Annotated in this window: 18 protein-coding genes and 1 tRNA gene; 13 read left to right on the top strand and 6 right to left on the bottom strand. The window is 71.8% G+C overall.

Annotation, left to right across the window (positions count from 1 at the left end; genetic code table 11):
• Position 1: 1 nt before the first annotated feature.
• Both cbiQ and ACIRHA_RS33615 read left to right on the top strand, forming a co-directional pair.
• Complete coding sequence (gene cbiQ, locus ACIRHA_RS33620) at positions 2-763, top strand: cobalt ECF transporter T component CbiQ (protein ID WP_403853716.1); 762 nt, start codon at positions 2-4, stop codon at positions 761-763.
• Positions 751-1521 carry an energy-coupling factor ABC transporter ATP-binding protein gene (locus ACIRHA_RS33615; protein ID WP_403853715.1) on the top strand — a complete coding sequence of 257 codons (771 nt, stop codon included), beginning with the start codon at positions 751-753 and terminating at the stop codon, positions 1519-1521. The genes cbiQ and ACIRHA_RS33615 overlap by 13 nt, the downstream gene beginning before the upstream one ends.
• Here ACIRHA_RS33615 and ACIRHA_RS33610 read toward each other — a convergent pair whose 3' ends face one another.
• Positions 1522-5331, bottom strand: coding sequence for a tetratricopeptide repeat protein (locus tag ACIRHA_RS33610; RefSeq protein ID WP_403853713.1), 3810 nt, complete (start codon positions 5329-5331; stop codon positions 1522-1524). It lies immediately after the preceding gene.
• Between the two features lie 153 nt (positions 5332-5484).
• Here ACIRHA_RS33610 and ACIRHA_RS33605 point away from each other — a divergent pair, with 153 nt between their 5' ends.
• Complete coding sequence (locus ACIRHA_RS33605) at positions 5485-6258, top strand: SDR family NAD(P)-dependent oxidoreductase (RefSeq protein WP_403853711.1); 774 nt, start codon at positions 5485-5487, stop codon at positions 6256-6258.
• A gap of 463 nt (positions 6259-6721) precedes the next feature.
• Here the strand turns inward: ACIRHA_RS33605 and ACIRHA_RS33600 are convergent, their stop codons facing one another.
• The 5 genes from ACIRHA_RS33600 to ACIRHA_RS33580 form a co-directional block, all read right to left on the bottom strand.
• Positions 6722-7573 carry an EamA family transporter gene (locus ACIRHA_RS33600; protein ID WP_403853709.1) on the bottom strand — a complete coding sequence of 284 codons (852 nt, stop codon included), beginning with the start codon at positions 7571-7573 and terminating at the stop codon, positions 6722-6724.
• Positions 7570-8067 (bottom strand): YbaK/EbsC family protein, encoded by a 498-nt coding sequence (locus tag ACIRHA_RS33595; protein ID WP_403853707.1) that lies wholly within the window; start codon positions 8065-8067, stop codon positions 7570-7572. The genes ACIRHA_RS33600 and ACIRHA_RS33595 overlap by 4 nt, the downstream gene beginning before the upstream one ends.
• A gap of 92 nt (positions 8068-8159) precedes the next feature.
• Positions 8160-9848 (bottom strand): penicillin-binding transpeptidase domain-containing protein, encoded by a 1689-nt coding sequence (locus tag ACIRHA_RS33590; protein ID WP_403853705.1) that lies wholly within the window; start codon positions 9846-9848, stop codon positions 8160-8162.
• A 166-nt stretch (positions 9849-10014) separates the two neighbouring features.
• Positions 10015-11646, bottom strand: a complete 1632-nt coding sequence (locus ACIRHA_RS33585) for a penicillin-binding transpeptidase domain-containing protein (protein WP_403853703.1) — start codon at positions 11644-11646, stop codon at positions 10015-10017.
• 126 nt (positions 11647-11772) lie between these two features.
• A complete protein-coding gene (locus ACIRHA_RS33580) occupies positions 11773-13536 on the bottom strand; it encodes a dolichyl-phosphate-mannose--protein mannosyltransferase (protein ID WP_403853701.1) in 1764 nt (587 codons plus the stop codon).
• 64 nt (positions 13537-13600) lie between these two features.
• Here ACIRHA_RS33580 and rsmI point away from each other — a divergent pair, with 64 nt between their 5' ends.
• The 10 genes from rsmI (at position 13601) to ACIRHA_RS33530 (ending at position 24287) form a co-directional block, all read left to right on the top strand.
• Complete coding sequence (gene rsmI / locus ACIRHA_RS33575; protein ID WP_403853699.1) at positions 13601-14485, top strand: 16S rRNA (cytidine(1402)-2'-O)-methyltransferase; 885 nt, start codon at positions 13601-13603, stop codon at positions 14483-14485.
• A gap of 197 nt (positions 14486-14682) precedes the next feature.
• Positions 14683-15120: a hypothetical protein gene (locus ACIRHA_RS33570; RefSeq protein ID WP_403853697.1), complete on the top strand. Its 438-nt coding sequence runs from the start codon at positions 14683-14685 to the stop codon at positions 15118-15120.
• Positions 15121-15144: 24 nt separating this feature from the next.
• On the top strand, positions 15145-16023 hold the full coding sequence (locus tag ACIRHA_RS33565; protein WP_403853695.1) for a TatD family hydrolase: 879 nt from the start codon (positions 15145-15147) through the stop codon (positions 16021-16023).
• 161 nt (positions 16024-16184) lie between these two features.
• Entirely contained in the window at positions 16185-17459 is a 1275-nt protein-coding gene (locus ACIRHA_RS33560; RefSeq protein WP_403853693.1) for a ubiquitin-like domain-containing protein, read from the top strand.
• Between the two features lie 244 nt (positions 17460-17703).
• Entirely contained in the window at positions 17704-18567 is an 864-nt protein-coding gene (gene rsmA, locus ACIRHA_RS33555) for a 16S rRNA (adenine(1518)-N(6)/adenine(1519)-N(6))-dimethyltransferase RsmA (protein ID WP_403853691.1), read from the top strand.
• Positions 18564-19454: a 4-(cytidine 5'-diphospho)-2-C-methyl-D-erythritol kinase gene (locus tag ACIRHA_RS33550; RefSeq protein ID WP_403853689.1), complete on the top strand. Its 891-nt coding sequence runs from the start codon at positions 18564-18566 to the stop codon at positions 19452-19454. Before rsmA ends, ACIRHA_RS33550 begins: the two co-directional genes overlap by 4 nt.
• Before the next feature lie 172 nt (positions 19455-19626).
• The gene (locus tag ACIRHA_RS33545) at positions 19627-21435 is read left to right on the top strand and encodes an ABC-F family ATP-binding cassette domain-containing protein (RefSeq protein ID WP_403853687.1); all 1809 of its coding nucleotides are present in this window, start codon (positions 19627-19629) and stop codon (positions 21433-21435) included.
• 163 nt (positions 21436-21598) lie between these two features.
• Complete coding sequence (locus ACIRHA_RS33540; protein WP_403853685.1) at positions 21599-23242, top strand: PQQ-binding-like beta-propeller repeat protein; 1644 nt, start codon at positions 21599-21601, stop codon at positions 23240-23242.
• Positions 23243-23475: 233 nt separating this feature from the next.
• Positions 23476-24165 (top strand): LuxR C-terminal-related transcriptional regulator, encoded by a 690-nt coding sequence (locus ACIRHA_RS33535; RefSeq protein ID WP_266711072.1) that lies wholly within the window; start codon positions 23476-23478, stop codon positions 24163-24165.
• A gap of 49 nt (positions 24166-24214) precedes the next feature.
• Positions 24215-24287 (top strand) — tRNA-Arg (locus ACIRHA_RS33530).
• Positions 24288-24303 lie beyond the last annotated feature (16 nt).

Below are 24303 nucleotides of genomic sequence, written 5' to 3'. Positions count from 1 at the left end.
CATGGGCGCCGGTCACGCCCACCAGCTCTACCGCGCCGGGACCTCGCCCGTGCACGCGCTGCCGCCGCACACCAAGCTCGCGGCCGTCTTCTGTTTCGTCCTGGTCGTCGTCTCCACCCCGCGCGAGGCGATGTGGGCCTTCGGCCTGTACGCGGTGCTGCTCGCGGCGGTGGCGTACGCGGCGCGCGTCCCGGCGGGCTTCCTGCTTCGGAGGCTCCTGATCGAGGTCCCGTTCGTCGCCTTCGCCGTCCTCATGCCGTTCGTGGCCGAGGGCGAGCGGGTGCAGGTGCTCGGGATGTCGCTGAGCGAGAGCGGCCTGTGGGGCGCGTGGAACGTGCTCGCCAAGGGCACGCTCGGCGTCGCCGCCGCCGTCCTGCTCGCCTCCACCACCGAACTGCGCCAACTGATCCTGGGCCTGCAACGCCTGAAGCTGCCCCCGCTCCTCGTGCAGATCGCCTCGTTCATGATCCGCTACGGCGATGTGATCACCGGCGAGATGCGCCGCATGAAGATCGCCCGGGAGTCGCGCGGCTTCGAGGCGAAGGGCGTACGCCACTGGGGAGTCCTGGCCAAATCCGCCGGGGCCCTGTTCATCCGCTCCTACGAGCGCGGGGAGCGGGTGCACCTCGCCATGGTCAGCCGTGGCTACGCGGGGGCGATGCCGGTGATCGACGATCTGGCGGCGACCCGAACCCAGTGGTCGTACGCGCTGACCCTGCCGTGTGCGGCGCTCGTGGTGTGCCTGATGGGATGGATGCTGTGACTGCTTCTGTGGCTTCTCTGGACGTACGCGGCCTCGCCTTCGCCTATCCCGACGGGCATCAGGCCCTCTTCGGCGTGGACCTCACGATCGGCAAGGGCGAGCGGGTCGCGCTCCTCGGGCCGAACGGCGCGGGCAAGACGACCCTCGTCCTGCACCTCAACGGCATCCTGACGGGGGGCGCGGGCACGGTCACCGTCGCCGGCCTCCCGGTCGACAAGCGCAACATGGCGGAGATCCGCCGCAAGGTCGGCATCGTCTTCCAGGACCCGGACGACCAGCTGTTCATGCCGACGGTCCGCGAGGACGTCGCGTTCGGCCCGGCGGCGGCGGGCATGAAGGGCCCGGAACTGGAGGACCGGGTCCGGGGGGCCCTCGCCATGGTCGGCATGGAGGAATTCGCGGACCGGCCCCCGCACCACCTCTCCTTCGGCCAGCGCCGCCGCGTCGCGGTCGCCACGGTCCTCGCGATGGAGCCGGAGATCCTCGTCCTGGACGAGCCGTCCTCCAACCTCGACCCGGCCTCGCGCCGCGAACTCGCCGACATCCTGCGCTCGTTGGACGTGACGGTCCTGATGGTCACGCACGACCTGCCGTACGCCATGGAGCTCTGCCCCCGCGCGGTGATCCTCAGCGACGGCGCGATCGCGGCGGACGGGGCGACGGGTGACCTCCTCGCGGACGAGGACCTGATGGCGGCGCACCGCCTGGAGCTGCCGTTCGGGTTCGACCCGAGGTCGGTGGCGGGCAGGACGGCCTGATCACTCCGTGTCCTGGCCGATCCGGTGCGGCAGCCAGCCGTCCAGGCGGGGGAGCCAGCCGACGGGGCCCGCGGTGAAGGACATCCAGGACGTGCTGAGCGACATCTCGCCGACCGGCCCGGCGGAGACCTGTTGCAGGCTGGCCGACAGGTCCGCCTCCATTCCGCCGGGCAGCTTCAGCCGGCTCAGTACGGGCAGCAGGAACGCGATCGCCATCAGGCCGGCGAGCAGCGGCGTCAGCGTCGTCACCATGACGGCCGTGGCGTGGTGCTTCCACAGGAAGTCCACCCACAGCGTGACGAGCGCGACGGCGCAGACGGCGGCCAGCACCCCCGTGCTGATCCGGCTGGAGCGGGTGATGCGGTTCTCCTCCTCCAGGAGCCGCATAGCCTGCGCCGCGTCCGTGTGTCCCGGCTCCAGGTGCAGGCAGCGCCGGAAGTGCGCGAGGGCCCGCCGCCGGCTGAGCAGCCGCACCCGCAGGTCGCCGCTCTGGGCTCCGCGGCGCTGCTCGGCGATCCCTGCGAGATACGCGCACTCGCTCTTCCCCGCTGCCAAGGTGCCCGCGAGCTCCGCCTCTTGGAGCGCCTGCTCGTACGGCTCGATGCGCTGGACGGCGTCGCCCTCCTGGATCAGCAGCCGGGTCAGCGCCAGATGCACCTGGGCCCGCACATCGCCGGCGAGCGAGCGCTCCAGGGCCTGCCGCAGCACCGACTCGGCCGCCACGAGGTTCCCCTGCCCCTGCGCGTGTGCCAGAGCGAGGGCGAGCCCGATCGCGGCCCGGCCGCTGTGCGGGTCGATGTGCAGCGCCCGGTCGAAGGCGCGTTCCGCGCGTTCCGCGTCGCCGGGCCCCGCTGTCGGGGCGCAGGAATGGCCGTCGGCCCGGTGCAGGTACAGGTTGCCGAGTTCGATGTGGGCCGCGGCGTCGTACGCGTTCAGCTCCACGGCCCGGTGCAGGCGCGGCTCCGCCTCCTCGTAGCGGCCCTGCTGCACGTACAGGGCACCGAGGTCGCCATGGCAGCCGTCGTACGGTTCCAGGTCCGTGGCCCGGGTGAAGTGCCGCTCCGCCGCCTCCGGTCGGCGGCGTCGGTGGGCGACGAAGCCGAGGCAGGTGTGGGCGAGTCCCTCCGCGAGGCCGCGCTCGCTGAGCACCTCGTGGCACAGGCCCACCGCGTCGTCGAGGGCCGTCTCGGTGCCCTCGCACAGTTGCGCCCACGCCTGCCCCGCCGTGTGCTGCCGGTCGTGCGGGCGCAGCCGCCGCGCCCGCACGAACTGGGACACCGCATCGATGCAGCGGCCGTCCGCGACCGCCACCCAGCCGAGGCCGCGGCGGGCCGCGGCTTCCAGGCGCGGGTTGGGCGCCCGGTCGGCCAGCGCCTCGAATTCCTGCTCGGCCTCGCCGAGCAGGCCCATGCCGTGGCAGATCAGAGCCAGTTCCGTGCACAGGTCGTCGTTGTGCGGGAACCGGTCGAGGGCCTCGGTGACCATGTGGCGGGCCTCGTCGAAGCAGTGCAGCGCCCGCAGGGTGGCGGACATCCCGCAGACGGCACGCACGGACCATGGGTGCTGCGCGCGGATGCGCTCCCACTCGACGAGGGCCTCGCGGTAGCGGTGCAACCGGTCCAGGACATCGGCCAGTTGCAGTCGCGCCCGCAGCTCCGTCCTGCCGGAGTAGGCGTCCAGGCCCTCCCGTGCGGCGTCTTCCGCCTCCTCGTACCGGCCCGTCCTGCACAGCAGGGTGACGCGCAGACACCTCGCCTGGACGAAGTCGGGCTGCACCGACAGCACCTCTTCGACCGCCTCCAGCGCCGCCGAGTGCCGCTGCTGTGACTGCAGCACGGCGGACCACCGGAGCTTCAGCTCAAGGTCCCAGGGCCGAAGCCGCAGCATCCGCCCGGCGAATTCGCCGGCCTCCCTGAACCGGCGCTCTTCGCAGAGCAGGTGGAGTCGTCGCCGCGCCGCGCCCGAGTCGTGCGGGTCGATGGCGTCGGCCCGCTCGATGACGCCGAGCGCCTCCCGGGTCCGCCCCTGGGCGAGCAGCAGATGGCTGCGGGCGAACAGGACCGGGAGCGAGCGCGGCTGCCGCGTCTCGGCCTGCGCCGCGGCGGCGCCCGCCTCCTGCCAGCGGCAGGCGTTGCACAACAGGCGAACCCGCCCCACCAGGGCCCCCGTGTGCTGCGGCGCGAGGCGCAGGGCGGTGTCCAGGGCCCGGTCGGCCTCGTCGACGCGGCCCTCGTCCGTGAGCAGCAGAGCCATCGCCAGATGGGCGTCCGGGGCGTCGGGCCACCGGTCGACGAGTCCAGCGGCCGCCTCGTGCGCCGCCTCCGTGCGCCCGAGGCTGCGCAGCTGGGTGACCCGGGAGGCGCTCGCCTCGAGGAGGCCGGGCTCCGTGTCGACGGCCGCGTCGTAGGCCGCGAGCGCCGCCTCCTCGCGGCCCCGCAGATCGAGCACGGAACCCAGCCGCAGCAGCGGGTCGGCCTTGTCCGGGTACGTCGCGACATACGCGCGAGCGGCCTCTTCGGCCTCCTCCCAGCGGAACAGGCCGCGCAGCAGCCAGATCCGGCTCGCCAGCGCGAAGGAACTGCGCCGGTCCCAGCGCAGCGCCTCGGTCACGGCGGCGAGTGCCTCCTCGCGGGCCCCGCGGTGCAGGAGCAGCTTGGCGCGGCTCACGTGCAGGCCGGCTGCCCCGGGGGCGATACCCAGGTACTCGGCGAGCGCGGTCTCGGCAGCCTCGTGCCGGTTCAGGTCCCTGAGTACGTGGGCCCGCCATTCCATGGCCGGGACGTACCGCGGATCGGCGTCCAGCGCCTGCTCGAAGGCGTCGAGTGCGGCGGCCTTCTCCTCTTCGGCCCAGCGCAGATAACCCAGTTCGCACCGCATCCGTGCGCTGCGCGGATACCGCTCGATCGCTCGGCGCGCGGTCTCGGCGGCCGCGTCCCAGGCGCAGTCGGCCGTGAGGTTCCGCAGGTGTTCGGCCAGTACGTCCTCGTCGTCCCGGTCGAGGGCGCAGGCCCGGGCAAGGGCCTCGCGGGCCCGGTCCAGGTGCCGGGTGCCGCGGCAGGCCCGGACGAGGTGGACGTAGAGCCCCGGCACGTCCGGCCGGCGCTCCACGGCCTCCTCGGCGGCCCGGCGCATCGCGTCCCACCGGGCGTGGGTGAACAGGGCCTCGCACCGTGCCGCGAGGACCCGGGCGTCGGCCGGCGCCATCCGCAGCGCCCGCTCGATCGCCGCGAGCCCTTCGGTGCAGGTGGCGGGCCTGCACCAGGCCAGCGCCCAGCCCGCCACGGCCACGGTCCGTGCGTCGTCGGGGTGGGCGAGGAGCGCGGTGCGGGCCTCGGCCTCCGCCTTGTCGTACCGCCGGTACCGCACGAGCGTCCGCAGCCGGCAGACGCGCGCGCGGGCCTCCAGCGGGGTTCCGGGCCCGACCGCCGTCAGCAGCCCGAGCGCGGCGTCCGGCCTGCGCCGCCCGCTGTGCAGCCGGGCGAGGGCGATCCGGGTCAGGTCGCCCGCGTTCCCCCGGCCCAGCGCCTCCTCGCCGGTCTCCGCGGCATCGGTCCAGTGCGTGAGGCGGTCCAGGACGGCGACGTGCCAGGCCCAGGCCTCGTCGTCGCGCGGGCCGATCCTGACGGCTTCCATGACGGCGGTCAGCGCGTCCTCGTTCCGGTGCTGCGCCATGCGCAGCCGGACCAGTTGGACATGGGCGGGCACGTCCTCCGGTGCCGCCTCCAGACGCTCGGTGATCATCCGCTCGGCGTCGTCCCACGCGCAGTTCTCGCGCAGCGTCCTCAGTGCGCGGGCATCGAGTTCACTCATGGCTTTCTCCCCCGACACGGCCGTGTGTGCTGCCAAGCGTGGCGGCGGGCCGCACGGCCTTGAGAGGGGCCGAAAGGCCCTCTTGCGGGGCCGGTCGAACCCGCTCCGCGCCTTGAGGGGGATACCGGTGAGGTCCTGGGTAGCGTCCCGGGCATGACTCGATTCGAGGGGTACGGGGTTCTGGTCACCGCGGCCGGGCGCGGCATCGGCGCCGCCACGGCCTGCCGGCTGGGTGAGGAGGGTGCGCAGGTCCTGGTCACCGATATCGACGAGGCGGCGGCCGGGAAGGTCGCCGCCGCGATCCGTGAACGGGGCGGTGCTGCAAGGGAGTTCGGCTGCGATGTGGGGGACCGGGGGTCCGTCGAATCGGCCGTCGCGTACGCCGTGGAGACCTTCGGGCGGCTCGACGTCCTCGTCAACAACGCCTACGCCTGCCATCCCGACGCGGCGCTCTTCGAGGAGGAGGACGACGAGGGGTGGGCCCGTGACCTCGATCTCACGCTTACGGGGGCGTATCGGTGCAGCCGCGCCGCGCTGCCGCACCTTGTGGCCTCCGGTCGTGGCGCCATCGTCAACATCGGCTCCGTCAACGGGATCCAGGACTTCGGCAACCACGCGTACAGCGCGGCGAAGGCGGGACTCGGGTCGCTCACGCGGACGTTGGCCGGGCACGCGGGGCCGCGCGGCGTGCGCGTGAATCTGGTGGCGCCCGGCACGGTGCGTACCACGGCGTGGGCGGGGCGGGACGAACAGCTCGACGCCATGCGGGGGTTGTATCCGCTGGGGCGGGTCGGGGAGCCGGAGGACATCGCGGCGGCGGTGGCGTTTCTCGCGTCTCGCGATGCGGCGTGGGTGACCGGGGTGGTGCTGCCGGTCGACGGTGGGACGACCGCGGTCAGCAGCGGCTTCATGGCCCTGCGTGGTTGACGCCACGGGGCTCCGCCCCGGACCCCGCGCCTCAATCGCCGGCGGGGCTTGAAAGATCGGGGCTCTGCCCCGGACCCCGCTGCTCAATCGCCGCAGGGGCTTAAAGGTAATCGCCGGCGGGACTTGAGCCGATCGAGGCCGGACGGCGGGGCTTGAGCTGATCGAGGCTGGCTGGCGGGGCTTGAGCTGATCGAGGCTGGCTGGCGGGGCTTGAGCTGATCAAGGCTGGCCGGCGGGGCTTGAGCTGATCAAGGTCGGCTGGCGGGGCTTGAGCTGATCAAGGTCGGCTGGCGGGGCTTGAGCTGATCAAGGTCGGCTGGCGGGGCTTGGTCTATCAATCCCCGCCGGCGGGGCTTGGTCTATTAAGCCCCTGCGGCGATTGAGCAGGCCTTTCAAGCCTCGCACTTTCGACGAGAGCCCGCGGGGGTCCAGGGGGCAGAGCCCCCAGTGCCACGGGTGACCCTCAACCCGCGTGCAGCATCAACCCGATACCCGCCACCACCACCCCCGCCGCCAAAAGCCTCGGCGCGCCGAAGCGTTCCTTGAAGAAGATCGCGCCGATCGCCGCCCCCACGATGATCGAGGACTCGCGGAGTGCCGAGATGGGGGCGAGGTCGGCCCGCGTCTGGGCCCAGAGGACCAGGCCGTAAGCGAGGACCGAGAGCCCCGCCCCCAGCAGCCCCCGCCACGCGAACGGCCGCAACCGGTCCACCAGTTCACCGCGCCAGCGGTACGCCGCGTACACCGGGACCGCGATCCCCTCCAGCACCATGAGCCACGCGATGTAGCCGAGGGACGAGCCGGACGCGCGTACGCCCAGACCGTCCACCACCGTGTACGACGCGATCGCCACCCCCGTCGCCAGCGCAGCGCCCAGCGCTCGCCAGTCCGGCCTGCGCCCCGATCCCCGTAGACCCCACAGCGCCAGGCCCGTCAACCCCGCGCTGGACACCGCGACGCCCGCCGCCTGCCAGCCGCCCGGCACCTCGCCCGCGAAGACCGCCGCGAGGACCGTCACCACGAGCGGCGCCGTGCCGCGCGCGATCGGATAGGCCTGCCCGAAGTCGCCCAGTTTGAACGACGTCATGAGCAGCGCGTAGTAGGCGACGTGGAGGAGGGCCGAGGCCACGAGGTACGGCCACGCCCCCGCCGCCGGAATCGGCGCGAACACCGCGAGTGCGAGGCCGATCAGCGTTCCGCCGCCGGAGATCAGCGTGAAGCCGACCAGTTTGTCCGTGATGTGGTGCGCCAGGGCGTTCCACGAGGCGTGGGTCACCGCGGCGAGCAGCACCGCCGTGGCGACCACGGGAGTCATGCGCGCACGTCCACGAGCGTGGCGCCCGCGTGCGAGATCAACTCCTTGGGCTCCATGGGGAAGACGGCGTACGGGCTGCCGGCCGCCGCCCACACCGTGTCGTGCGCGAGGAGCGAGCGGTCGGCGAGGACGCGGGTCTTGTTCGCGTGGCCGAAGGGCGGGACGCCGCCGATCGCGTACCCGGTGAACTCCCGTACGACGTCCGCCTTCGCGCGCGTGACCTTCTCGGCGCCCAGCTCCTCGCGTACGAGGTCCAGGTCGACGCGCGAGGCGCCGTCCATCAGGACGAGCACCGGCACGCCGTCCGCCGCGAAGATCAACGACTTGCAGATCTGGCTCAGTTCGCAGCCGACCGCCTCGGCCGCCTCCTGCGCGGTGCGGGTCGCTTCCGGGAAGCGGCGTACGCGCGGCAGGAGGCCGGCGAGGCCCATGGCGGTGACGGCCTCGGCGAACCGGGGGTGTGCTGCCGTGCTGCTGTTGTCCGCTGTCGTCATGGACCGCACGCTAGCCGTACGTGTACGGGGCACGCGACCCCGTATCGACGTACGCTCGAAGGGCATACGCGACGTACGGTCGAAGGCCCGCGTCAGCCGCCCGCCAGCAGCATCTTGCGGACCACCGGCCCCGCCGAATCGCCGCCATGCCCGCCCTGCTGCACCACGGCCGCCGCCGCGAGGTCCCCGCGCCAGGCCGTGAACCAGCCGTTGGGGTCCTTCTGCCCGTCGACCTCCGCCGAACCGGTCTTCGCGCCCATGTCGGAGCCGAGCCCGGACATCGGCTTCACGGCCGTACCGGCGATCGCCGTGTAGTGCATCAGCTCCCGCAGCTTCGAGGCCGTCGACGCGGAGATCGGCTTCGAGGCCTTCGCCAGCGTCCGGTCGTCGAAGTCGGGCGACACCAGGTACGGCTGGTGGAAGGCGCCCGCCTTCACGGTCGCCGCGACCGAGGCCATGTTCAGCGGGTTCATCCGCACCCCGCCCTGCCCGATCAGCGAGGCCGCCATCTGCGCGTCCGACATCACCGGCACCGCGCCGTCGAAGCTCGGCACCCCGATCGACCAGTTGTTCATGCCGATACCGAAGACCTGCTGCGCCTGCTTGGTCAGCGAGTCGTTGTCGAGCTTCGGGGCCTGGCTGATGAAGGCCGTGTTGCAGGACGCGGCGAAGCTCGCCTTGAACGTGCCGTCCTTGATCTGGAACTTGTCGTCGTTCTGGAACTTCCAGTGCCCGTACGTGAAGTACTTCGGGCACGGGTGCTTCTTGTCGACGTCGGTAATGTTCTTGTCGAGCAGCATCGACGCCGTGATGACCTTCATCGTGGAGCCGGGCGCGAGCGAGCCCTGGAACGCCGTGTTGAACCCGGGGCTGGAGTTCGCCACCGCCAGGATCTCGCCGGTCGACGGCTTCACGAGCACGACCGAGGCCTTCTTGCGCGACTTCACCTGGTCCTCGGCGGCGGCCTGGAGCGCCGGGTCGAGCGTCGTCTTGACGGTGCCCGGCGTGCCCTTGGAGAGCGCGAGCAGCGTCTTGTCGGGCAGCGCGTTCTTGTCGTCGGACTTCTTCTCGGACTGCCCGCGCACGACGCGCAGTTCGACGCCGGCGGTGCCGCCCGCCTTCTTCCCGTACTTCTCGCGCAGCCCGTCGACGATGGTGCCGATCGAGGGGTACTTCTTCGCGTCCAGCTCGGTGCCCGCCCGGTCGACGGCCTTGACCGGCGGATCGCCCGCCTCGCCGGTCTCCAGGTGGTCGCCCTCCTTCAGATCCGGGTGCACGACGGAGGGCTGCCAGTCGACGAGGACCTTGCCGTCGCTCTTGCGGCGCTCGGCGGTCAGCGCGGAGTCGTACGCGAAGGGCTTGCTCAGCTTCTTGTACTCGACCGTGGACGTGACGTGGAAGGGGACCTGGGCGCCCTTGCGGGTGCCGGGCGCGAGCTTCAGGCCCGTGAGGTGGGCGTCCTTGGCGAGGTCGGCGAGCGCCTTCTTCGCGGCGGCGGGATCGCTCGTGTAGGTGGCCGCCTTCGCGGCGTTCCCGTGCTGCCAGGCGGTGAGGAAACCGTCGGCGACGGCCCGCACTTCCTTGGCGGACGGCGGGCCCTTCGGGATCTCCGGCTTGTCGTCCGCGGCGGAGGCCGAGGTGCTGCCCGCCGGTTCACCGCCGCCGATCAGCGCGTACGCGCCGACGCCTGCCCCGATGACGGCGACGGCGGCGACGCCACCGATCACCAGGGCGTTCGTGTTGCGTCGCGGCTCATCGCGCCGCTTGCCTCTGCTGCCCACCTGAGTCCTCCGGAGATCTACGGGTGGCCCAGGGTACGGGGTTGCCCTGAACGCACTTTCCGTAGGACTGAACGACGTGGTAACGCCTGGCGATGCGTGGATTCATCGCCAGGCGCCCGGAGTCGTAGGGGAACTACGCTCCGGCCCGTAGTCGTCGCGAACGGATCTATGAACCGGCCCGTAGCACCGCCGCGACGAGGGGCCCCGCCGCGTCTCCGCCGTGCCCGCCGCGCGGCACCGTCGCGGCGGCCGCGACGTCGTCGCGGTAGCCCGCGAACCAGGAGTCGGCGTCGCCCTGGCCGTCGACCTCGGCGGAGCCGGTCTTCGCGCCCTTGTCGCCGGGCACGCCCGCCATGGCCGCGGCGGCGGTGCCGTTGGTCGCGGTCAGCCGCATCATCTGGCGCAGCTGGGCGGAGGTGCCGGGCTTCAACCCCCGCGCCGTGGCGAGCGGCTGGTCGTCGACCTTCCGGGAGACGAGGACCGGCTGGTGGAACGTGCCGGTGATGGCGGTCGCCGTGACCGACGCCATGTTCAGCGGGTTCATCTTGACCTTGCCCTGGCCGATCATCGCGGCGGCGTCGTCGGAGTCACCCGGCAGCTCCACGGAGCCGTCGCGGGAGACGATCCCCGTCTTCCAGTCCTTGCCGAGGCCGAACCGGTCCTCCGCCTCCGCGGCGAACTTCGCCGCGCCCAGGTCGTCGGAGAGCTTGATGAAAGCGGTGTTGCAGGAGCGGGCGAAGCTGTCGGCCAGCGTCGCGTTCCCGTTGGGTGCCATGCCCTTGAGGTTGTGGAAGGTCTGGCTCATGGCGACCGCCGAATCGGGGCACGGCGCCTGGCCGTTCGCCGAGGTGACCCCGTTGTCGACCAGCGCCGCGGCGGTGAGGATCTTCATCACGGAGCCGGGCGCGGTGCCGCCCTGGAACGCCGCGTTGAACTCGCCCTTCGCCTCGTTGGCGACCGCGAGCACCTCACCGGTGGACGGCTCGATCGCCACCACCGACGAATCCGGGTACTTCTTCACCGCCTGCTCGGCGGCCGCCTGCGCGGTCGCGCTGATCGTCGTACGCAGCTTGCCCGGCTTGCCCTTGGCGAGCGTGAGGAGCGTCTTCGCGGCGGCGGTCTCCCCGCCCGCGTCGGTCCGCTCCACGTACGTCTCGATGGCGGACGAACCCCCGGCGGCATCCCCGTACTTGGCGCGCAGCTGGTCCAGGACCGGGCCGAGCGAGGGGTACGTGTCCTTGGCCAGCACGGTGCCGTTGCGATCCACGGCCTCGATCGGGGGCGCGGGTGCCTCCCCGGTGACGAGCGCGTCGCCGTCCTTCAGATCCGGGTGCACCAGGGACGGCGTCCAGTCGACGAGCGGGGCCCCGGTGCTCTTGCCACGGACGACCGTGAGCGAGGAGTTGTACGACATCGTCTTCGTCCGCTTGCCGTACGAGACGGTGGCCTCGACGTGGAAGGCGACCTTCGCGCCGTCCGCCTTCGTCGGCGTCAGCTCGGTGCGCTTGATGTGCGCCTTGTCGTGCCAGTCCTCCAGCAGACTCATCGCGTGGTCGGCGTAGTTCGTGTACCGGGCGGCCGCACCCACGTCGTTCTTCGCCCACGCCTCCAGGAACCGCTCCGAGGTCTCCTTCACCTCGTCGCCGCTCGGTGGCCCCGACTTGTACTCCGACCCCTGCGACGACACGGTGTTCCCGCCCGTGACCGCCGTGACGAGGTTGTACGCCCCGTACCCCGCGCCGCCGACCATGACGGTGAACACCCCGCCGACGATGGCGATCTTGGCCCCCTTGCGCATGACGCGCTCCCCTCCCCAGATTTACGAGAGGGACTGTAAGCACGAGGAGTGCCCCAAGGGGCGCGGGTTCTTCGGATGATGTCCGAAGGTGTCCGGATTGAGATCACAAAGCTGACCGAAACCGACTCACACCCAGGTGTCGAGCCACATCCGTGATCGCCACGAGTCGACCGGAATCGCGTCGCCCGTGTAGATCGGCCAGAAATAGATGAAGTTCCATGCGATCAGCAGCACCAGGGCGCCCGCGCCCGCCGCGCCGATCACCCGCCGTCGCTCCTGCGAGCCCGGTTTGCCGATGATCGCGCCGAGCATCATCGCCAGGGCCAGGCAGAGGAACGGGGCGAAGACGACCGCGTAGAAGTAGAAGATCGTCCGCTCCTGGTAGTTGAACCAGGGGAGGTAGCCGGCCGCGATGCCGCACAGGATCGCGCCCGCCCGCCAGTCGCGGCGGAAGAACCAGCGCCACAGCACGTACAGGAGCGCGAAGCAGGCCGCCCACCACAGCAGCGGTGTGCCCAGCGCGAGGACCTCGCGGGCGCACTTCTCGGCCGTGTCGGCGGGGCAGCCCTGCGCGCCCGGCTTCGGGGACTCGTAGAAGTACGAGACCGGGCGGCCGTCGACCAGCCAGCTCCACGGGTTCGACTGGTAGGTGTGCGGCGAGCTGAGCGTGGTGTTGAAGTTCCACACCTCGTGCTCGTAGTGCCACAGGCTGCGCACCCAGTCCGGCAGCCAGGTCCAGCTGCCGCCCTTGCCGTCGTTCGCCGCCCAGTCGCGGAAGTAGCCGCCCGAGCCGTCGGCGGGGGAGAGGATCCAGCCGAGCCAGGACAGGACGTAGGTGGCGATGGCCACGGGGACGGTCGAGAGGAACGCCGGGACGACGTCCCGCCGCAGGACCGCGCGGTACGGACGTTCGGCGCCCGCCACCCGCCGCGAACCCACGTCCCACAGCACCGACATCAGCGCGAAGGCGGCCAGGAAGATGAAGCCGTTCCACTTCGTGGCCGCGCCGAGTCCCAGGCACAGTCCGGCGAGCAGCCGCCACGGGCGCCAGCCCAGGCGCAGCGTCTGTGCGACCTCGGCGTCGGGGTGCGGCAGCCCGTGCTCGTCCACGGGCAGCGCGGCGGCCAACTGCCCGCGCGTGCGCTCCCGGTCGAGCACCAGGCAGCAGAACGCCGCCACCACGAAGAAGACCAGGATCGAGTCGAGCAGCGCGGTGCGGCTCATCACGTAACTGAGCCCGTCGACGGCGAGCAGCGCGCCCGCCAGGCAGCCGAGGAACGTGGAGCGGAAGATGCGGCGGCCGATCCGGCAGACCATCAGCACGCACAGCGTGCCGAGGACCGCCGTCATGAACCGCCAGCCGAACGGGTCGAACCCGAACATCCACTCGCCGATGCCGATGACGTACTTGCCCACCGGCGGATGCACGACGTACGAGGCGTCGTGCGGGATCGGTACGTTTCCGCCCGTGGCCAGGATCTTGTCGTTGACGTCCTTGGGCCAGTTCACCTCGAAGCCGCGGTGGATGAGCGCCCACGCGTCCTTCGCGTAATACGTCTCGTCGAATATCACCGCCTTCGGGCTGCCCAGGTTCCAGAACCTGGCGAGGCCCGCGACGAGTGTGATGAGGAGCGGTCCGACCCAGCCGACGATCCGCTCCGCCTGCGCGGCGCTGTACCGGCTCAGACCGAACGACGCCCACAGGCGGCCCCCGAGCGGGGGGAACGGCGGCACCAGGCGCGTACCCACGTCCCCGTCTCTCACCGGCGCCCGGTATCCGAACCTGCGCAGCCCGCGCAGCCACGACGACTGCTGCGGCTCCGCGGTGGCGGCCTGCTCGGTCGGTGCGCTGGTCGGAGTCGCCCCGGACGACGACGCGGTACTGGTCACGCGCGCCATCGTAGGGAACCCGACTGTGCGAGTCCCGTCCCCCAGGCCCTGCGAGACTGGAACCGTGACAGGAACCGCTGAATCCGCAGAGTCCCCCGGAACCCTTGTACTCGCAGGCACCCCGATCGGTGACGTGTCGGACGCGCCGCCGCGGCTTGCCAAGGAGCTGGCCACTGCCGATGTCGTCGCCGCCGAGGACACCCGGCGCATGAAGCGGCTCACGCAGGCGCTCGGGGTGCAGGTCGGCGGGCGTGTCGTGTCGTACTTCGAGGGCAACGAGTCGGCGCGCACGCCAGAGCTCGTCGAGGCGCTCGCCGGCGGGGCGCGGGTGCTGCTCGTGACGGACGCGGGGATGCCGTCCGTGTCCGACCCCGGCTACCGCCTGGTCGCGGCCGCCGTCGAGCGGGACATCCGCGTCACGGCCGTGCCGGGCCCCTCCGCCGTGCTCACCGCGCTCGCGCTCTCCGGGCTGCCCGTCGACCGGTTCTGCTTCGAGGGCTTCCTGCCGCGCAAGGCGGGCGAGCGGCTGTCCCGGCTGAGGGAGGTCGCGGAGGAGCGCCGCACCCTCGTCTACTTCGAGGCCCCGCACCGCCTCGACGACACTCTCGCCGCGATGGCCGAGGCCTTCGGCGCGGACCGCCGCGCCGCCGTGTGCCGCGAGCTCACCAAGACGTACGAGGAAGTGAAGCGCGGCCCCCTGAAGGAGCTCGCCGAGTGGGCCGCCGAGGGCGTGCGCGGCGAGATCACGGTCGTCGTCGAGGGTGCGCCGGAGAAGTCCGCCGACGACCTCACCCCCGATGAGCTGGTACGCAGGGTGCGCGTGCGGGAGGAGGCCGGGGAGCGGCGCAAGGAGGCGATCGCCGCGGTGGCCGCCGACGCGGGGCTGCCCAAGCGTGAGGTGTTCGATGCCGTGGTGGCGGCAAAGAATGCGGAGCGAACCGCCCCATAGGCGTGTAAAGGACTAACCTGAAAAGCAAAGTGAAGACCGCGCGCCAGGCCTGTTTCGGCAGGGAAAGGCCAAATCGGATCCAATAGTCGACAGGGCTTTTGCGCTCGGTCCGGCGGAGGCGTCCACTGGTTGAAGGGGACGCACCCGTCCCCACGCTGCCGCAGGGCGGCGTTTGTCCAGCGGCAAGAGGAGCTGGCATGAGCGAGTTCGTGGTCTCCAAGACAGACATTGGTGCACAGGCGCCCCCGGTCCCGAATCGCAGCGCGGCGATATCCATCGCCCACGAGTCGTATTCCTTCGCCTGCATGCGGTGCGGGCACGGCTGGGAGCAGTCCTACGAGATCGAGCACCACGTCGACGGGGAGGGTGCGGAGTTCGTCATGTACGTGGTCCAGGGCGAGCGGGTGCCGTCGCCGCTGACCCGGCCCACCTGTGTGAACTGCGAGGGCCACGTCGTGCGCATCATGCGCGCGGGACGGGTCACCTCCGCCCGTGACGCGATGCAGCACCACCGCACCGCGCAGGCGGGCCCCGTGGAGGTACCGGAGCCGGACGCGGCGGAGCGCGAGGGCGACCACCACTGGCACCTGTCGGACCTGCTGCACCCCTTCAGCCACCACAAGAAGGCCGAGTGACACCGGCTTCGTAGGATCGGGGGCATGAGCCCCAGCACCAAGGACGTCACCCCGCCGCCGCTGCCCGCGCCTCTGGAGATCGAGGTCGCCGACTCCCACACCCACCTGGACATGCAGGCGGGCAGCGTGGAGGAGGGCCTTGCCAAGGCGGCGTCGGTGGGTGTGACCACGGTCGTCCAGGTGGGCTGCGACATCGCCGGCTCGCGGTGGGCGGCCTCCGTGGCCGAGGAGCACGCGCGCGTGCACGCGACCGTCGCCCTGCACCCCAACGAAGCGCCGCGCATCGTGCACGGCGACCCGGACGGATGGTCCCGACAGGGCGCCCGTGAGCCCCTCGGTGACGCCGGGCTCGACGAGGCGCTCGCCGAGATCGACCGGCTCGCCGCCCTGGCGCACGTGAAGGGCGTCGGCGAGACGGGTCTCGACTACTTCCGTACGGGCCCCGAGGGCAAGGCCGCCCAGGAGAAGTCGTTCCGTGCCCACATCGAGATCGCCAAGCGGCACGGCAAGGCGCTCGTCATCCACGACCGCGAGGCGCACGCCGATGTGCTACGCGTCCTGAAGGAAGAGGGCGCGCCCGAGCGCACCGTCTTCCACTGCTACTCCGGCGACGCGGACATGGCCCAAATCTGCGCGGAGAACGGCTACTTCATGTCGTTCGCGGGAAACGTGACGTTCAAGAACGCGCAGCCGCTGCGCGACGCGCTCGCGGTGGCCCCGCTCGAACTGGTCCTGGTCGAGACCGACGCGCCCTTCCTCACGCCCGCCCCGTACCGCGGTCGGCCTAATGCCCCGTATCTCATTCCGGTCACGCTGCGGGCGATGGCCACGGTCCTGGGCGTCACGGAGGAAGCCCTCGCGACATCGGTTTCCGCCAACACCGCGCGTGCCTTCGATTACTGAGCGATAACGGTCACGGGCGCTCGCGTCCGCTCACCTTCGGGCAAAGTCGCCACGCAGAGTAATCGCGTTGCTTTGGAGAGTGACGGACGCTCCGCTAGGTTCTGCTCGCCTGATCCGCCCCTCCCCGGGGGCGGACATCTGTGAGTGCCTGGAGCGTCGTCGTGAGCATTACGCCGCAGGAGACGTACGAGCGGTATGAGCCGTACGGGACGTCGTACGAGGCGTCGTACGGGACGTCGCGCGGGGCGTCGTCGTACGAGGCGGAGGACCAGGTCCCCGACCCGGCGGCGCCGCCCGGCGGGCGGGCCGCCGCCCGGCGCGCCGCCCGCCGCAGGAAGGTGGCGCAGCGCCCCGAAGCGCTGCGCAGGCTGCTGCCGCAGGCGCTGGTCGTCGCGTTCCTCGCGGGCGGCACGTCCGCGTTCGTCGCCGACGACAAGGCGATCCACCTCAGCGTCGACGGCAAGGAGCGCACGCTGCACACCTTCGCCGACGACGTCACCGAACTCCTCGCCGACGAGGGCGTGGACGTCGGCGACCACGACGTCGTGGCGCCCGGCGAGGGGGCCGAGCTGGCCAGCGGGGACGAGGTCGCGGTCCACTACGGGCGCCCGGTCCGGCTCACCCTCGACGGGCAGCGCCGCGAGGTGTGGACGACGGCGCGGACCGTGCACGGGGCGCTCAGGCAGCTCGGGGTGCGGGCGGAGGGCGCGTACGTCTCGGCCTCGCGCTCCCAGCGCATCGCCCGCCACGGCCTCGACCTCGACGTGCGCACCGAGCGCAGCGTCACGGTCATGGCCGACGGCAACCGCCGCACCATCCGCACGAACGCGGCGACCGTGGGCGAGGCCGTCGGGGACGCGGGGGTCACGCTGCACGGGCAGGACACCACGTCGGTGCCGCAGAGCAGCTTCCCGCGGGACGGGCAGGTGATCACGGTGATGCGGGTGACGGGGGAGAAGGAGGTCCGCGAGGAGTCGATCCCGTACGCGACCGAGCGCACCGAGGACGCCTCGCAGTTCCAGGGCACGGAGATCGTCACGCGGGCCGGTGAGCCGGGCATGAAGCGGGTCACGTACTCGGTGCGCACGGTCAACGGGGTCAGGATGAAGCCGCGTCGGGTGCGGCAGGAGGTGGTGCGGGAGCCGCGTACGCAGCAGGTCAGGGTCGGTACGAAGCCGATGCCGACGTCTGTCGCCGGGGCGGATTCCCTCAACTGGGCCGGGCTCGCGGCGTGCGAGTCGGGTGGGCGGCCGGATGCGACGGATGCGACCGGCACGTACGGGGGCCTCTACCAGTTCGACACGCAGACCTGGCAGAGCCTCGGCGGCTCGGGGCGGCCCCAGGACGCGCCTGCCGCGGAGCAGACCTACCGGGCGAAGAGCCTGTACGTCAGCCGCGGCGCGACGCCTTGGCCGCATTGCGGCTCCCGCCTCTAGGACCGGTCCCCTCTCAAGCCCCGCCGGCGTTTGAGGCGCGGGGTCCGGGGCGGAGCCCCGTGGCGTGACGCCCGGCACCGGCGTTGCGGTCCTGGGGCGCTGCCCCAGACCCCGCTGCTCAATCTCCCCCAGACTCCGTCCGGGGGGACCCCCTGCAGGGGCTTGATTTACCGGCACCGGCTGCTCGCCGCGGGCAAGATTGACCCGCACCGGCCGGAGGCCATGGCACGGCTACCCTTGAGCGGTGAGCACCAGTGACCCCCAGGGCCCCCTCCTCGGCGCCGCGGACATCCGCGAACTCGCCGCGGCGCTGAACGTCCGGCCGACCAAGCAACGCGGCCAGAACTTCGTCATCGACGCCAACACCGTCCGCCGCATCGTCCGCACCGCGGAAGTGACCGAGGACGACGCCGTCGTAGAGGTGGGACCCGGCCTCGGCTCGCTCACCCTCGCCCTCCTCGAAGCCGCGCGCCACGTCACGGCCGTGGAGATCGACGACGTACTGGCCTCGGCCCTGCCCGCCACCATCGCGGCCCGCCTCCCGGCCAAGAAGGACTCCTTCGACCTCGTCAACATCGACGCGATGCAGGTCACCGAGCTGCCCGGCCCGGCCCCCACCGCCCTCGTGGCGAACCTTCCGTACAACGTCGCGGTCCCCGTCCTGCTCCACATGCTGGAGAACTTCCCGACCATCGAGCGGACCCTCGTGATGGTCCAGGCCGAGGTCGCCGACCGGCTCGCCGCCGGTCCCGGCTCCCGGGTCTACGGCGTTCCGTCCGTGAAGGCCAACTGGTACGCGGAGGTCAAGCTCGCGGGCCGGATCGGCCGCAACGTCTTCTGGCCGGCCCCGAACGTCGACTCCGGCCTCGTCTCCCTCGTGCGCCGCACCGAGCCGATCCCCACCACCGCGTCCAGGCAAGAGGTCTTCGCGGTCGTCGACGCCGCCTTCGCCCAGCGCCGCAAGACGCTGCGCGCGGCGCTCGCCGGGTGGGCGGGTTCGGCGCAGGCGGCCGAGGAAGCCCTCGTCGCGGCGGGCGTCTCCCCGCAGGCGCGCGGCGAGGCGCTCACGGTCCACGAGTTCGCCCGCATCGCGGAGGCCAAGCAGTGAGCGTGACCGTACGCGTACCCGCCAAGGTCAACGTCCAGCTCGCGGTCGGCGGCGCCCGCCCCGACGGCTTCCACGACCTGGCGAACGTGTTCCTGGCGGTGGGCCTCTACGACGAGGTGACGGTGACGGAGGCGGACTCCTTCGCGCTCACCTGCACGGGCCCGGGGGCCGATCAAGTCCCTCTGGACCGCACGAACCTGGCGGCGCGGGCCGCGTTCGCGCTCGCCGAACGCCACGGCCTCGGCGAACCCGCCATCCATATCCACATCGCCAAGGACATCCCGGTCGCCGGCGGGATGGCGGGCGGTTCCGCGGACGCGGCGGGCGCGCTGCTCGCCTGCGACGCCCTCTGGGGCACGAACGCCTCGCGCGAGGAACTCCTCGACATCTGCGCCGAGCTGGGCAGCGATGTGCCGTTCAGCCTGGTCGGCGGTGCGGCGCTCGGTACCGGGCGGGGTGAGAAGCTCGAACTCCTCGACGTGGGTGGGGAGTTCTGGTGGGTGTTCGCGGCGGCGGACGGCGGTCTGTCCACCCCGGCGGTGTACCGCGAGTTCGACCGCCTCAGCCCCGACGCTCCCGAGCCCGTCGCGGCGCCCGCCCTTCTGGAGGCGCTGCGCACCGGCGACGTCGAGGCGCTCGCGGCCACGGTCACCAACGACCTCCAGCCCGCCGCGCTCTCCCTCTTCCCGTCCCTGACGGACACGCTTGCGGCCGGTACCTCGGCGGGTGCGCTGGCCGCGCTTGTGTCTGGCTCGGGCCCCACGACCGCGTTCCTCGCGGCGGACGAGCCCTCGGCGCGGCGCGTGGCCGCGGCGCTCGCAGGATCGGGCGCGTGCCGCACCGCCCGCGTGGCCCCCGCCCCGGCCCCGGGAGCCACCCTCCTCTGACCCGCCCCACCCCCGGGGCGGAGCCCCGATCTTTCAAGCCCCGCCGGCGATTGAGGCGCGGGGGCCGGGGCGGAGCCCCGAGGCGTAGGAACGGGTGACCGGCGCTCTCGGCGAGCCGACTACGCTGGAAGAGCGGCCCACCCCCGTGGCCCACCCCCCGGAGCGGAGCGAAATGGCAGTCAATCTGGTCAACGTCGAAAACGTCTCGAAGGTCTACGGCACCCGTGCCCTCCTCGACGGCGTCTCCCTCGGCGTACAGGAAGGCGACCGGATCGGCGTCGTGGGACGCAACGGAGACGGCAAGACCACCCTCATCCGGATGCTCGCCAAGCTGGAGGAGGCCGACACCGGACGCGTCACCCACAGCGGCGGCCTGCACCTCGGCGTCCTCACCCAGCACGACTCGCTCGACCCGAAGGCCACCGTCCGGCACGAGGTCATCGGCGACATGGCCGACCACGAGTGGGCCGGCAGCGCCAAGATCCGCGACGTGCTCACGGGGCTGTTCGGCGGGCTCGACCTGCCGGGCTTCCCGCAGGGCCTGGACACCGTGATCGGCCCGCTCTCCGGCGGCGAGCGACGCCGTATCGCGCTCGCCAAGCTGCTCATCGACGAACAGGACCTGATCGTCCTCGACGAGCCGACGAACCACCTCGACGTCGAGGGCATCGCCTGGCTCGCCCAGCACCTGCGGTCCCGCCGCTCCGCCCTCGTCTGCGTCACGCACGACCGCTGGTTCCTCGACCAGGTCTGCACCCGCATGTGGGACGTGCAGAAGGGCGCCATCTTCGAGTACGAGGGCGGCTACTCGGACTACGTGTTCGCGCGCGCCGAGCGGGAGCGGATCGCCGCGACCGAGGAGGCCAAGCGGCAGAACCTGATGCGCAAGGAGCTGGCCTGGCTGCGCCGCGGCGCCCCCGCCCGCACCTCCAAGCCGCGCTTCCGCATCGAGGCGGCCAACGAGCTGATCGCCGACGTCCCGGAGCCGCGCGACAAGAGCGAGCTGATGAAGTTCGCGAACGCCCGGCTCGGCAAAACCGTCTTCGACGTGGAGGACGCGACGATCCAGGCAGGTCCGAAGGTGCTGCTCAAGCACCTCACCTGGCAGCTCGGCCCCGGCGACCGCGTCGGCCTGGTCGGCGTGAACGGCGCGGGCAAGACGTCCCTGCTGCGCGCCCTCGACGAGGCCGCCCGCAGCCAGGGCGACGTCCAGCCCGTCGCCGGGAAGATCGTCGTGGGCAAGACGGTCCGGCTGGCCTACCTCTCGCAGGACGTCACCGAACTCCCCGCCACCCTGCGCGTGTTGGAGGCCGTCCAGCAGATCCGCGACCGCGTCGACCTCGGCAAGGGCCGCGAGATGACCGCGGGCCAGCTGTGCGAGCAGTTCGGCTTCGCGAAGGACAAGCAGTGGACGCCGGTCGGTGATCTCTCCGGTGGTGAGCGCCGTCGGCTCCAGATCCTGCGTCTTCTCATGGACGAGCCGAACGTGCTCTTCCTCGACGAGCCGACGAACGACCTGGACATCGAGACGCTGACGCAGCTCGAGGACCTGCTCGACGGGTGGCCGGGCTCGATGGTCGTGATCTCCCACGACCGGTTCTTCCTGGAGCGCACCACCGACACCACGTTCGCCCTGCTCGGCGACGCCACCCTGCGGATGCTGCCGCGCGGCGTCGAGGAGTACCTGGAGCGCAGGCAGCGCATGGTCGCGGCCGCGTCCCCCGCCCCCGCGGCCGCCCCGGCCGTGACGCAGAAGGCGGGGCCCTCCGCGGCCGACGTGCGCGCCGCGAAGAAGGAACTCCAGAAGGTCGAGCGGCAGATGGAGAAGATCTCCGAGAAGGAGAGCAAGCTGCACACGCAGATCGCCGACAACGCCACCGACTTCGGGAAGGTCGCGAAGCTCGACGCGGAGCTGCGTGATCTGGTCGCGCAGCGCGAGGAGCTGGAGCTGCGCTGGCTGGAGCTCGCCGAGGACGCCTGAGCGAAGCCCAGCGTGTGGTCGGTCCTCCCCTGGGTACGGGGACGGATCGGCCACCTGTCTGTCGGGCGCGGGTGATAGAAAAGGGCCGCCGGGACGAGAACGTGCGATCCGGCCCACGGCGACTGGCCTTGCCGAAACTCAACGTCCCCGAGGTACCCAGGTCATGACCCAGCCACCCCCTCCCCGCCCGCCGAACGAGCCCCCGTCCCCGCGGGGCGAATTCGGCGCCCCACCGCCCATGCCGCCGTACACCGCTCCCGGCTACGGCACCCTGCGCACACCGCTCCCGCCCGAAGCCCGGGCCCGCCTGGTGCAACAACAGCCGTACGGGCAGGAGCAGTACGAGCCGCCTCAGCACGGCAACCCGCAGCCGCCCGCCCGCAGGAGGGTGCCGCCGATCGCGCTCGTCATCGGCGCCGCGGTCGTGGCCATCGCGCTGATCGTCGGCGGCGGACTCCTCTACGCCTCGACGTCCGGCGACGACCCCGGGGTGGGCGCCTCGGGCTCCGACGGCGACAAGAACGGCGACGGCCTCGGCGGTTCCGGCGCGGAGCAGGCCCCGGCCGACCCATCGGCGAAGGTGGCGCTGCGGCTGCCCGCGCCGAAGGTGGCGAAGCGGCAGGTGGACAGCGTCCAGGGCTCCTGGCTCACCGACCGGACGTACGCCAAGGCGGGCGTGGACCAGCTCGTCGGATACGACGCCGCGAGCGGCCGGAAGACCTGGACCCTCCCGCTGTCGGGGCAGACGTGCGCGGGGACGGACACCGTCACCGGCGACGCGCTCGCGGCCGTGGTCAGTGAGGCGGGCAAGCGGCCCGCCGACGGCGACCACAGGCCGTGCAGCCAGATCACGGTCTTCGACGTCAACACGGGGCACAAGCTCTGGACGCAGAGCCTGGGCCAGGGCTCGAACCGGCGGATCTTCGAGGAGCTCTCCCTCTCGGGCAACACGCTCGCGGCGGGCGGCGGTCTCGACGGCGGCGCCGCCTTCGACGTCAAGTCGGGCAGCATCCTGTGGCAGCCCGACACCGGGGAGTGCCAGGACCTCGGCTACCACGGCGGCGCCCAGCTCGTGACGGTCCGTAAATGCGGCACCTACGGCGAGCACGCGACGTACGACGTCCAGCTCCTGGACCCGGTGACGGGCCAGCCCAAGTGGTCCTACAAACTCGCCCGGGGCCTCGCCAACGTAAAGGTCCTGTCCACCAAGCCGGTCGTCTTCGGAGTGGGAAGGGGCGCCAGCGCGGCGGGCACCATCACCGACGTCTTCGCCCTGGACGGCCGCGGCAGGCTCGCGAGCAGGATCGCCATCGACCCCAGGAAGTACGACTTCGCCTGCGAGGTCGGAAAGACCGAGGGCTGCGCGAAGATCACCGTCGGGAACGGGCGGATCTATTTCGCGACGCCACCGCCCGAGGCCGACGGCGGCGCGAGGCAGTCCAACGAGATCGTGTCGTACTCCCTGGAGACCGGGAAACGCACGGGCGACCGCGTCACGGGAGGCGAACACCGCGACATCTTCCCGGTGCGCATGGACGGCGGGAACCTCTTGGCGTTCAAGACGGGGGCCGCGGAGAAGGGCAGCCGGATCGTCACGATCGACCCCCGGACCATGAAGCAGTCCACCCTGGTGGAAACACCGGCCACACCTGTCGTACGGGACATGATCAGCGGCATGGCGCCGGGCCGCTCGAATTCCGAACTCCGTTATTCCAAGGGGAGATTGTTCCTCGGCCAGCCCCTGATCGGGGAGCCCTACGCGGACGGCGGTAAGCGGTACACGGCGATCGGTTTCGGCACCGGCTGAAACACCGGTTGAATCACGGGCTGAAGCACTTTGCGTTCCTGTACCCCCAAACATCCCTCAATGCACTGGATTTCAGCACGGAGGGCCGCTTCTGGTCGGTAAGGGGCGCGCAACCTCGAACAAGCGTGTAGCTTCCGGGGGATGAAGGAGGACGGGGAGTCGGGGGGCTCGCCTGTCCTTGGGGGGCCTGGGGGTTCGCGGGGACACCCGGGGTGGATTGGGGGGTTGGCCCGATGGGAGTGCGGCTGATGGTGGTCGATGACCACCGACTGCTGGCCGAGGCGTTGGCCTCGGCCCTGAAGCTGCGCGGGCACCGGGTGCTCGCGGCGGCCGCACCGGCGGCCGGAGCAGCGGATCTGGTCATCTCGCGGGCGCCCGAGGTCTGTCTGCTGGGCACGGCGACCCCCGCGGAGCCCGGCACCTTCGACCCGGTGATCCGCATCAAACGGGAGCGCCCACAGGTGGCGGTGGTGGTCCTTGGGCCCGTCCCCTCGCCCAGAGGCATCGCGTCGGCCTTCGCGGCCGGCGCCTCCGGCTACGTACGGCACGACGAGCGCATAGAGGGTGTCGAGCGCGCCCTGATGAAGGCGCGGGCGGGGGAGGCCGCGGTGGCCCCCGCCCTGCTCCAGGGCGCGTTCGCGGAGCTGCTCAACCCGGCGGCCCAACCGGACGACGAGGGGCAGCGGTTGCTCCAGATGCTGACGCCGCGTGAGGTCGAGGTCCTGGTGCGGGTCGCGGACGGCGAGGACACGCGGTTGATCGCGGCGGGCATGGGTATCGCCCCGTCCACGGCGCGTACGCATGTGCAGCGTGTCCTGATGAAGCTGGGCGTCGGTTCGCGTCTTGAAGCGGCGGCCCTCGCGGCGCGTACGGGCCTGCTGGACCGGGCGGGTCCGGTGGGCTCGCCGGAACCGGAGTCCTGAGCTATAGTTGATCTTGCGTTGGTCGCCGCAACTCGCGGTGAACGACCGTGCGTTGGTGGTCCAAGGAAAGACGTCCCGCTTCCTGCGGGGAGATGCAGGTGCAAGGCCTGCCCGGCGCTCCAGCAGTCAAGGCCCGTT

It is taken from the genome of Streptomyces sp. NPDC102360 (assembly GCF_044766085.1).
Classification (GTDB): domain Bacteria; phylum Actinomycetota; class Actinomycetes; order Streptomycetales; family Streptomycetaceae; genus Streptomyces.
Note: the sequence above shows the minus strand (reverse complement) of the source record. Positions and strands in the feature narration are given on the sequence as shown.

Bases quoted from the DNA above. Each gene is read 5' to 3' on its own strand.
- ACIRHA_RS33565 (WP_403853695.1), top strand. From the start codon at position 15,145: ATGAGCCCCAGCACCAAGGACGTCACCCCGCCGCCGCTGCCCGCGCCT.
- ACIRHA_RS33585 (WP_403853703.1), bottom strand. From the start codon at position 11,646: ATGCGCAAGGGGGCCAAGATCGCCATCGTCGGCGGGGTGTTCACCGTC.
- ACIRHA_RS33600 (WP_403853709.1), bottom strand. From the start codon at position 7,573: ATGACTCCCGTGGTCGCCACGGCGGTGCTGCTCGCCGCGGTGACCCAC.
- ACIRHA_RS33545 (WP_403853687.1), top strand. From the start codon at position 19,627: ATGGCAGTCAATCTGGTCAACGTCGAAAACGTCTCGAAGGTCTACGGC.
- ACIRHA_RS33605 (WP_403853711.1), top strand. From the start codon at position 5,485: ATGACTCGATTCGAGGGGTACGGGGTTCTGGTCACCGCGGCCGGGCGC.
- ACIRHA_RS33570 (WP_403853697.1), top strand. From the start codon at position 14,683: ATGAGCGAGTTCGTGGTCTCCAAGACAGACATTGGTGCACAGGCGCCC.
- ACIRHA_RS33540 (WP_403853685.1), top strand. From the start codon at position 21,599: ATGACCCAGCCACCCCCTCCCCGCCCGCCGAACGAGCCCCCGTCCCCG.
- cbiQ (WP_403853716.1), top strand. From the start codon at position 2: ATGGGCGCCGGTCACGCCCACCAGCTCTACCGCGCCGGGACCTCGCCC.
- ACIRHA_RS33535 (WP_266711072.1), top strand. From the start codon at position 23,476: ATGGGAGTGCGGCTGATGGTGGTCGATGACCACCGACTGCTGGCCGAG.
- ACIRHA_RS33595 (WP_403853707.1), bottom strand. From the start codon at position 8,067: ATGACGACAGCGGACAACAGCAGCACGGCAGCACACCCCCGGTTCGCC.
- ACIRHA_RS33615 (WP_403853715.1), top strand. From the start codon at position 751: ATGGATGCTGTGACTGCTTCTGTGGCTTCTCTGGACGTACGCGGCCTC.
- ACIRHA_RS33610 (WP_403853713.1), bottom strand. From the start codon at position 5,331: ATGAGTGAACTCGATGCCCGCGCACTGAGGACGCTGCGCGAGAACTGC.